Raw genomic sequence first — 9,749 nt, 5'->3', positions numbered from 1 at the left:
GTGCTCGCGCTGTGGGCGGCGTACCGGGGGGCGCCGCTCACGGGTGAGGGGGACGGGCGCTCCGTATCGGCGAGCGAGGCGGGCGGTCCCGGCGGGCTCGACGGGGAGAACGCCGAGGACACGTACGAGAACGCGGGCAACGCCCATGCCGAACCGGACCCCCGCTTCACCGCCGGCAGCCACTCGCCCGATGTCTCCGTCGAGGTCATCAGCCCCGGGGCCGCGCCCACGGCGCCCGGGATAGGCCCGGGCAGGCTCACCGTGGACGCACAGCCGCACGGTGACACCACGCTCATCACGTTGACGGCTTCCGGCGGCAGGCCGGTGCACTGGTCCGCGTACAGCGACGCGTCCTGGCTCTACTTCAGCCACACCTCGGGGACCCTGAACCCCGGCGAATCCCTCACCATCCAGGTCTGGGTCGACCACTCGCGCCAGCCCACGGGCCACTGGACCGCCCGGATCGCGGTCGACCCGGGCAACGCGGTGGTGGTCATCGACGGCTACGGCGCGGGCTCGCCCGGTCCCGGCCCGTCCGACCCCGGACCTTCGGATCCGGGCCCGTCCGATCCGGGTCCCTCGGATCCCGGACCTTCGGACCCCGGTCCGTCCGATCCGGGTCCCTCCGATCCCGGACCTTCGGATCCGGGCCCGTCCGACCCGGGTCCCTCCGATCCGGGCCCGTCCGACCCCGGGCCATCGGACCCAGGTCCCTCGGACCCGCCTCCGACCACGGACCCGACCCCGTCGGACCCGCCGCCCAGCGACACCTCGGGCCCCAGTCCCACGGGCTGACCGGACGCCGGCCGGGCGCCCTGGGCCCTCGGAACCGGGCTCTCGGCCTCTGTTCCTCGGGCCCGGGCTCGCAGGCACGGGCTCTCCGGCCCGGACCCGGCCCGGGCTCTCAGCCCCTGACCTCAGACCCCGGGATCAGCCGGATGCGGCGCCACCAACGGCAGCTGGGAAGCCAGCCGCTGCTCGCACATCCCGACCAGGACCTCGTACGCGGTCGGCCCCATCAGCTCCCGCAACTCCGGCTCGTACGACAGATAGACCGGCTTGCCCGCCCCGTGAGCCGACGTCGCAGAGGTGCACCACCAGTGCAGATCGTGGCCGCCGGGCCCCCAGCCCCGCCGGTCGTACTCGCCGATGGACACCTGAAGGATCTTGGTGTCGTCGGGCCGCTCGATCCACTCGTACGTCCGCCGCACCGGCAACTGCCAGCACACGTCCGGCTTGGTCTCCAGCGGCTCGCGCCCTTCGCGCAGCGCCAGGATGTGCAGCGAGCAGCCCGCGCCGCCCGCGAACCCCGGCCGGTTCTGGAAGATGCAGGACCCCTCCCAGCGCCGGGTCTGCCGCTCCCCGTCCTCGTCCTCCTGGGTCCACCCCGAGTCCGTACCGACGGGATGGTGCTGCCAGATATCCGGCGTGAGCTTGGCCACGAACCCCGCGACCCGCTGCTCGTCCTCCTCGTCCGAGAAGTGCGCCCCGAGCGTGCAGCAACCGTCGTCCGCGCGCCCGGCCTGGATCCCCTGGCACCCGCTGCCGAAGATGCAGTGCCAGCGCGAGGTGAGCCAGGTCAGATCGCAGCGGAAGACCTGCTCGTCATCGGCGGGATCGGCGAACTCCACCCAGGCGCGCGGGAAATCGAGCCCCTGCTCGTCGGGAACCGCCCCCTTCGGGGCCTTCCCGGGCTTGTTCGCCTTGGAGTCCTTCTGTGAAGCCTTCACCGAATCACCTGACTTGCGGGCCTTGCCAACCTTGCCGGTCTTGTCGGGCTTACCCGCCTTACCCGACTTCTCCGGCTTCGCGTTCTTCGTCTTGGGCACGCACCCAGGGTATGCGTGCCGAGCCCGTCGCGTGGACCGTCGATCCCCGAACGCGCAGTAGCGTTTTACGTATGAGACTCGGTGTCCTCGATGTGGGTTCGAACACGGTGCATCTGCTGGTGGTGGATGCCCACCCCGGCGCGCGCCCGCTGCCCGCCCATTCCCACAAGGCAGAGCTGCGGCTTGCCCAACTCCTCGACCGGACCGGGGCGATCAGCCCCGAGGGGGTCGACCGGCTGATCGCCACCGTCAAGGACGCCCTGGAGGCCGCCGAGGACAAGGGCTGCGAGGACGTGCTGCCGTTCGCGACCTCCGCGGTGCGCGAGGCGGGCAACGCCGACGAGGTCCTCGCCCGCGTCAAGGACGAGACCGGCGTCGACCTGCAGGTCCTGTCCGGCGAGGACGAGGCCCGGCTCACCTTCCTCGCCGTGCGCCGCTGGTTCGGCTGGTCCGCCGGCAAGCTCCTCGTGCTCGACATCGGCGGGGGCTCGCTCGAGATCGCGTACGGCATCGACGAGGACCCCGACGCCGCCGTCAGCCTCCCGCTCGGCGCGGGACGCCTCACCGCGGGCTGGCTGCCGGGTGACCCGCCCGACCCGCAGGACGTCAAGGCGCTGCGCCGTCATGTGCGCGCTCAAATCGCTCGTACGGTCGGGGAGTTCAGCCGCTTCGGCAACCCGGACCATGTCGTCGCCACCTCCAAGACCTTCAAGCAGCTGGCGCGTCTGGCGGGCGCGGCGCGCTCCGCCGAGGGCCTGTACGTCCAGCGCGAGCTGAAGCGGAAGTCCCTCGAGGACTGGGTGCCGCAGCTCGCCGCACGGACCGAGGAGCAGCGGGCCGAGCTGCCCGGCGTCTCCGAGGGCCGGGCCGGACAGCTGCTGGCCGGGGCCCTGGTGGCCGAGGGCGCGATGGATCTGTTCGGCGTCGAGACCCTTGAGATCTGCCCCTGGGCGCTGCGCGAAGGCGTCATTCTGCGCCGCCTCGATCAGATGACCGAAGGCGCCACTATGGCTTGAATCTGTCGCTTTTCGGTGTCGCACCAAACACGACAGAACCACCCATTGAGGAACCACGACGGCGCTGAACGAGGTCCGCGAAAGCGGCGGCGGTTTAGCCGCAAAAGGGGAGCCCGTACCCTGTCCTTCGTGGCAGAACCAGTGGTGCGGATCCCGGATGCGAAGGTCGCCCTGTCGACGGCCTCGGTCTACCCGGAGTCGACGGCGACGGCCTTCGAGATCGCCGCGCGCCTGGGCTACGACGGCGTCGAGGTCATGGTGTGGACCGATCCGGTCAGCCAGGACATCGAGGCCCTCCGCCGCCTCAGCGACTACCACCGGATGCCGATCCTGGCGGTGCACGCGCCCTGCCTCCTGATCACCCAGCGCGTCTGGTCCACCGACCCGTGGGTGAAGCTGCAGCGCGCGCAGGCCGCCGCCGAGAAGCTGGGCGCCTCGACGGTCGTGGTGCATCCGCCGTTCCGCTGGCAGCGGCAGTACGCCCGCGACTTCGTGACCGGTCTGTGGCGGATGGCCGACGAGACCGATGTCCGGTTCGCCGTGGAGAACATGTACCCGTGGCGCTACCGCGACCGCGAGATGCTCGCGTACGCGCCCGAATGGGACGTCACCAAGGACGACTACCGGCACTTCACGGTCGACCTCAGCCATACCGCGACCGCACGCACCGGCGCGATGGAGATGATCGACCGCATGGGCGAGCGTCTCGCGCATATCCACCTCGCGGACGGCAACGGCTCGGCGAAGGACGAGCACCTCGTCCCGGGCCGCGGCACCCAGCCCTGCGCCGAGCTCCTGGAGCGCCTCGCGCTCAGCGGCTTCGACGGCCATGTCGTCATCGAGGTCAACACACGGCGCGCGATGTCCAGCGCCGAACGTGAGGCCGATCTCGCCGAAGCGCTGGCCTTCACCCGGCTGCATCTCGCCTCGGCCCTGAACGCGACCTCGAAGCAGTGACGGCCGCGGAACCCCAGGGTGCGGCGCCCCGCCGAGGTCGCGGCCGCCCCTCCCGTACGGAAGCGGAGTCGGGTCCCGGCGCCAGGGACCGGATCCTCGCGGCCGCCCGCGAGCAGTTCTCCGAGCGCGGCTACGACAAGGCCTCCATCCGCTCGATCGCCAAGGCCGCGGGGGTGGACTCGGCGCTCGTGCACCACTACTTCGGTACGAAGGACGAGGTCTTCGAGGCCGCCATCGAGCTCACCTTCGAGCCGGCCCAGGTCGTCGTCGACACGGTCGGCGAGAGTGTCGACGGCGCGGGCGAGCGGTTCGCCCGCTTCTTCTTCTCCGTCTGGGAGAACCCGGCCACCCGCACCCCGCTGCTCGCGATCGTCCGCTCCGCGGTCACCCACGAGGCCGCGGCCAAGGTCCTGCGCGCCTTCGTCATGCGCCGTCTGATCGAGCGGGTGGGGGCGGACCTCAAGGTCCCCAACCCGAAGTTCCGCGCCGAGCTCGCCGCCTCCCACATGGTCGGCATCGCGATGATCCGTTACGTGGTGAAGGTCGAGCCGCTCGCTTCGGCGGACCCGGAGGAGATCATCGCGCTCGTGGCGCCGACCTTGCAGCGGTACCTGACCGAGGAGTGAGCCCTCCGTCCCGTATTCCGGACATGCTGTCCAGATCTTGGAGCCCCGGCGTACGCTCGACAGAACCAGCACTGTCTTGAAGGAGCGAGCGACGATGCCCCAGCTGAGGTCCCGCACTGTCACCCACGGCCGCAACATGGCGGGCGCCCGCGCCCTTATGCGGGCGTCGGGCGTACCGAGCGGGGACATCGGCCGCAAGCCCGTCATCGCGGTGGCCAACTCCTTCACCGAGTTCGTCCCGGGCCACACCCACCTCGCCCCCGTCGGCCGGATCGTCAGCGAGGCGATCACGGCGGCCGGCGGCATCCCGCGCGAGTTCAACACCATCGCCGTCGACGACGGCATCGCGATGGGCCACGGCGGCATGCTCTACAGCCTGCCGTCCCGCGATCTGATCGCGGACAGCGTGGAGTACATGGTCGAGGCGCACTGCGCCGACGCCCTGATCTGCATCTCCAACTGCGACAAGATCACCCCGGGCATGCTGAATGCCGCCCTGCGCCTGAACATCCCGACCGTCTTCGTCTCCGGCGGCCCGATGGAGGCAGGACGTGCCACCCTCGTCGACGGCACCGTCCGCACGCTCGACCTGGTCGACGCGATGTCGGAGGCCGTGAACGAGAAGGTCTCCGACGAGGACATCCTCCGCATCGAGGAGAACGCCTGCCCGACCTGCGGCAGCTGTTCCGGCATGTTCACCGCCAACTCCATGAACTGCCTCACCGAGGCGATCGGCCTCTCGCTGCCGGGCAACGGTTCGCTCCTCGCCACGCACACCGCCCGCAAGGGCCTGTACGAGGACGCCGCGCGCACCGTCGTGGAGCTGACCCGCCGCTACTACGAGCAGGACGACGAGTCGGTCCTGCCTCGTAACATCGCGACCTTCGCGGCCTTCGAGAACGCCATGGCCCTCGACATCGCGATGGGCGGCTCGACCAACACGATCCTGCACCTGCTCGCCGCGGCCCAGGAGGCGGAGGTCCCGTTCGGCCTGAACGAGATCGACGCCGTCTCGCGCCGCGTCCCCTGCCTGGCCAAGGTCGCCCCGAACGTCGGCAAGAACCGCACGTACTACATGGAGGACGTGCACCGCGCCGGCGGCATCCCGGCTCTCCTCGGCGAACTGCACCGCGCGGGCCTGCTCAACGAGGACGTGCACTCCGTGCACAGCCCGTCGCTCGCCGACTGGCTCAAGACCTGGGACGTGCGCGCCGGTTCGCCCAGCCCCGAGGCGATCGAGCTGTGGCACGCGGCCCCCGGCTGCGTCCGCTCCGCCGAGGCCTTCTCGCAGTCCGAGCGCTGGGAGGCCCTCGACGAGGACGCCGCCGAAGGCTGCATCCGCTCCGCCGAGCACGCCTACTCCAAGGACGGCGGCCTCGCGGTCCTCAAGGGCAACCTGGCGGTCGACGGCTGCGTCGTGAAGACGGCGGGCGTGGACGAGTCGATCTGGACCTTCGAAGGCCCGGCCGTCGTCTGCGAATCCCAGGAAGAAGCCGTCGAGAAGATCCTCCTGAAGCAGGTCACGGAGGGCGACGTGGTCGTCATCCGCTACGAGGGCCCCAAGGGCGGCCCCGGCATGCAGGAAATGCTCTACCCGACCTCGTACCTGAAGGGCCGCGGCCTCGGCAAGGCCTGCGCCCTGATCACCGACGGCCGCTTCTCCGGCGGCACTTCGGGCCTCTCGATCGGCCACGCCTCGCCCGAGGCGGCCTCCGGCGGCACGATCGCGCTGGTCGAGGACGGCGACCGCATCCGTATCGACATCCCGAACCGCACCATCGAACTCCTGGTCTCCGACGAGGACTTGGCCGCACGCGAGAAGGCCCTGAACGGCACGTACGCCCCGAAGAACCGCGAACGCAAGGTCTCCCAGGCCCTGAAGGCATACGCGGCGATGGCCACCAGCGCGGACAAGGGCGCGGTGCGCGACGTGAGCAAGCTGGGCTGATCGCCTCAGTACCTGTGTGAAGGGCCGGTCCCGATGGGGCCGGCCCTTCCGCGTGGTCACCTGGGCGGCTCGGCGGTCACTCGGGCGGTTCAGCCGTCACTTCGTTGGCCCGGCGGTCACTTGGGCGGCTTGGCCGGGTCGAACGAGAACACCGTCCCGCCCGACGAGCTGACCACCAGCGCACCCTCGGCCCGCAGCACCTCGGGTCCGCCCCAGGACGCGGCGTCCACGGGTGCGTTGCGCGGCGGGGTCTGCCAGAGCTCCTCTCCCGTACGGACATCGAGCGCGAGCACCCGGCCGCTGCTGGACGCCAGGTAGAGCACACCGTCCAGGACCAGGGGCGTGCCCGGACGCTCCAGCGAGGTCGGTGTACTCCACAGCTGCCGGCCACTGCGCACGTCCACGGCAGTCACCGTGCCGTCCGTGCGCCGTACGTACATCGCCGAGCCGAGGATGTCGACGCCCGTGCCCTCGACCGGCTTCGCCAGGCGCACCGTGGTGCGCTTCCGCTTGCCCGTCGGGTCCATCAAGGTGAGCGAGGTGTACCGCGTGACCCAGTCGAACCCGCCCTCGGAATCGGGCTGTTCACCACCCGCCACCGGGAACACCAGGCGCCCGTCGTCGAGCACGGAGACGGTGCCGTCGGCGTCGGAGACCACCGGGAGCTCATGCGCGTTGCCGTCCGCGGGGTCGAGACGCTTGAGGGCGAGCCGGTAGGTCTCCCCGTCCTCGGTCTCGACATCGCACCTCGCGTAGATCGCACCGCCCAGCTCCACCGGCATGCACATCTGTTCGGGCATGACCGGAGTCGTCCACACCGTCCGGCCGCTCGACAGCTCTCGCGCGGTGATCGACGTGTCGTCCGGATCCAGCGTCGCGACGAGTCCGTCGACCACGGCGGCCGAGGAGACCCCGGTGCTGGCCGGCCGGCTCCACACCCGCTTGCCGGTGTCCGCGTCGAGCGCGGTGACCTGCGCGCGTTCCCCGGGCTGGGCCTCGAGGACGATGACCTTCCCGCCGCCGACCCCGAGCGGCGACGAGTCGTGTATCCCGGTCTCGGACTCCTCGAGCGCGACCGGGGCGGGCGCCCGCCACAGCACGGCACCGGTCGCGAGGTCGATCCGTACGGTCAGAATGCTTCCGCCCCCGCAGTACGCGGCCGCACCCTCGACGACACATTCCTGTACGTCGGCGAAGTGCCGCCAGCGCTCGGGCGGTTTGCCGCCCCGCTCCGCCGCGCCGACCAACGAGGTCTGCCACGGCTTCCAGCCCGCGGGCAGTGCGGTACGCGGGGGAGCGGGCGCCGAGGCCGATCCCTTGCCCCCGGTCCGGCCGCCCCCGGAGTCCGGCCCGAACACGGCCACCGCGGCACCGACGGCCGCCACGACCACCAGGGCGCCGGCCGCGAGCAGGATGCGGGCGCGCCGGCGCGGCTTCGCGGCCGTGGTGGAACGCTCGGACCGGTCCGAAGCCGCGGACTCCGCGGACTCCACCGGACCCAGCGTCCCCACCGGCGGCAGCGACTCCGTTTCCGGCCGCCGGGCGCCGCTCTCGCTCTCCGCCCGCCCTGCGCCGCTTCCCGGCCCGCTCGCAGCAGCGCTCCGTATGGTCAGCGTCTGCTGGTCACCGGCCGCCGGCCAGACCACGGTCTCCGCCGTCCGCTCCGGCAGCCGCCGCAGTTCGTGCGCCACGACGTCGAGCGCCGGCCGCTCGCCCGGCTCCTTCGCCAGGCACCCGGCCACGACCTCCCGCAGCGGCTGCGGCACACCGTCCAGCTCGGGCACCTCGTTCACCACGCGGTACGCGGTCAGATACGGGCTGTCCGCGTCGAAAGGACCCTTGCCCCGCACCGCGTAGACGAGCAGCGCCCCCAGCGAGAACACATCGGAAGCCGTCCCGGTCGACCGCGGATCGCTCAGCTGCTCCGGCGACATGAACGGCGGTGTCCCCATCACATGCCCGGTCGCGGTGAGCGCCTGGTTCTCGGCCGCGCGGGAGATCCCGAAGTCGATCACCCGCGGCCCGTCCGCGGCCATCAGCACATTCGCCGGCTTGAGATCACGGTGCACGACACCGGCCCGGTGGATGTCGCCCAGCGCCTCCGCGAGCCCCAGCGCGAGCCGCCGCAGCTCACCGCCCCGCACCGGACCCTGGTCGCGCAGCCGGTCGGCGAGCGTCGGTCCGGGTACGTACTGCGTGGCCATCCAGGGCCTGCGCGCCTCGGAGTCGGCGTCCACGACGGCCGCCGTGAAGGCACCGCTGACCCTGCGGGCCGCGGCCACCTCCTGCCGGAAGCGCGTACGGAAGACCGGATCGCCCGCGTACTGCTCGTGGATGACCTTGATCGCGACATCACGGCCCGAGGGCGCATGCCCCAGGAACACCGTCCCCATCCCGCCCGATCCGAGCCGATCGCTCAGCCGATATGCCCCGATAGCATGCGGATCATCCTCCCGCAGTGGCACAACAGGCCCTCCCCGTACACGAGTTGACGCCTACAACATAGCCGCGGGCACCCGCACCCTCGACGGCCCGCGCCCCACACAGTCCGCCCGGGCCCCGAGGTCCGGGATAATCAACCTCGTGAGCGACGAAAACGGCACGAACGAGACATCCACCACCCCGGCGGGCCCGCAGCCCGAGGAGCTCCCCCTCTTCGGCACCACCTGGCTGAACCACGACGGCGGCTACCTCTGGCGCCGCATCGGAGCCGGCATCGGCTCCCTCGCCCTCGCCGCCGCCGGCGCCTTCGTCCTCCGCTTCGCGTTCGAGGGCCTGGAGATCGCCAAGGTCGGCAACTTCGTCAACGTCCTGGTCATCGTCGCCTTCTCGGCCTGCAGCGCGATCGCGTTCCGCCGCGCCTGGGAGTCGTACGGCAAGCGCACCGAACCCGATACGGCACAGTCCGCGAAGGGCCTGATGGCCATCGGCTTCATCGGCGTCCTGCTCGCGTACTTCTTCCGCAACCTCTACGAGGCCCCCGGCGAAAAGCTCCGCCGCACGGAATACGAAATGGCCCGCACCCAGTACGAACGCCGCTCCTCCCGCCGCGCGGGCAACCCGAAGAAGAAGCGCCGCGGCTGACCGCACCGGCGCGGCCGGTCGAACCGCCGCGTCTCGGTGGGTGATGGGCTTGGGAGTGGGCGTATCCCGGGGTTTCCGGGAGCTCCTATTCGTCGCTCCCGGCGGTCACGATGGAGTCATGACCGACTTCGCGCTCTCCTTCGACGCCGTCGCCGCTCAATACGCCACCGCCCGCCCGGACTATCCGCCGGAGCTCTTCGAGACGCTCGAGGAGCTGACCGGCACGCCCCTCGACGGCCGCCGCGTCCTCGACGTCGGCGCCGGCACGGGCATCGCCAGCCGCCTCCTG

General features: G+C 71.3%; 8 protein-coding genes and 1 pseudogene. 7 read left to right on the top strand and 2 right to left on the bottom strand.

Going from position 1 to position 9,749, the window contains the following annotated elements; genetic code table 11:
• The coding region (locus tag ABT367_RS38865; RefSeq protein WP_434975637.1) for a BACON domain-containing protein at window positions 1-795 on the top strand (795 nt) is incomplete at its 5' end.
• A 122-nt stretch (window positions 796-917) separates the two neighbouring features.
• Here the strand turns inward: ABT367_RS38865 and ABT367_RS38860 are convergent.
• Window positions 918-1,829 (bottom strand): hypothetical protein, encoded by a 912-nt coding sequence (locus ABT367_RS38860; RefSeq protein ID WP_352258369.1) that lies wholly within the window; start codon window positions 1,827-1,829, stop codon window positions 918-920.
• Window positions 1,830-1,900: 71 nt separating this feature from the next.
• Here ABT367_RS38860 and ABT367_RS38855 point away from each other — a divergent pair, with 71 nt between their 5' ends.
• The 4 genes from ABT367_RS38855 (at window position 1,901) to ilvD (ending at window position 6,376) form a co-directional block, all read left to right on the top strand.
• Entirely contained in the window at window positions 1,901-2,845 is a 945-nt protein-coding gene (locus ABT367_RS38855; RefSeq protein ID WP_352258367.1) for a Ppx/GppA phosphatase family protein, read from the top strand.
• 129 nt (window positions 2,846-2,974) lie between these two features.
• The gene (locus tag ABT367_RS38850; protein ID WP_352258365.1) at window positions 2,975-3,802 is read left to right on the top strand and encodes a sugar phosphate isomerase/epimerase family protein; all 828 of its coding nucleotides are present in this window, start codon (window positions 2,975-2,977) and stop codon (window positions 3,800-3,802) included.
• A complete protein-coding gene (locus ABT367_RS38845; RefSeq protein ID WP_352258363.1) occupies window positions 3,799-4,428 on the top strand; it encodes a TetR family transcriptional regulator in 630 nt (209 codons plus the stop codon). The genes ABT367_RS38850 and ABT367_RS38845 overlap by 4 nt, the downstream gene beginning before the upstream one ends.
• A gap of 94 nt (window positions 4,429-4,522) precedes the next feature.
• Entirely contained in the window at window positions 4,523-6,376 is a 1,854-nt protein-coding gene (ilvD, locus tag ABT367_RS38840; RefSeq protein ID WP_352258361.1) for a dihydroxy-acid dehydratase, read from the top strand.
• Between the two features lie 116 nt (window positions 6,377-6,492).
• Here the strand turns inward: ilvD and ABT367_RS38835 are convergent, their stop codons facing one another.
• The gene (locus ABT367_RS38835) at window positions 6,493-8,841 is read right to left on the bottom strand and encodes a serine/threonine-protein kinase (RefSeq protein ID WP_352258359.1); all 2,349 of its coding nucleotides are present in this window, start codon (window positions 8,839-8,841) and stop codon (window positions 6,493-6,495) included.
• 118 nt (window positions 8,842-8,959) lie between these two features.
• Between ABT367_RS38835 and ABT367_RS38830 the strand changes: the two genes are divergently transcribed.
• Together ABT367_RS38830 and ABT367_RS38825 are read left to right on the top strand one after the other, a co-directional pair.
• Window positions 8,960-9,460 carry an EamA/RhaT family transporter gene (locus ABT367_RS38830; protein WP_352258357.1) on the top strand — a complete coding sequence of 167 codons (501 nt, stop codon included), beginning with the start codon at window positions 8,960-8,962 and terminating at the stop codon, window positions 9,458-9,460.
• Window positions 9,461-9,578: 118 nt separating this feature from the next.
• Window positions 9,579-9,749: pseudogene (locus ABT367_RS38825) on the top strand (SAM-dependent methyltransferase); the annotation flags it as partial.

The organism is Streptomyces mesophilus (genome assembly GCF_040300965.1).
In the GTDB taxonomy this organism is placed as follows: domain Bacteria; phylum Actinomycetota; class Actinomycetes; order Streptomycetales; family Streptomycetaceae; genus Streptomyces; species Streptomyces mesophilus_A.
The sequence above is the reverse complement of the archived record's forward strand: the minus strand, read 5'-3'. Positions and strand labels throughout refer to the sequence as shown.

Coding starts and splice junctions, on each gene's coding strand:
- ABT367_RS38855 (WP_352258367.1), top strand. CDS start 1,901: ATGAGACTCGGTGTCCTCGATGTGGGTTCGAACACGGTGCATCTGCTG.
- ilvD (WP_352258361.1), top strand. CDS start 4,523: ATGCCCCAGCTGAGGTCCCGCACTGTCACCCACGGCCGCAACATGGCG.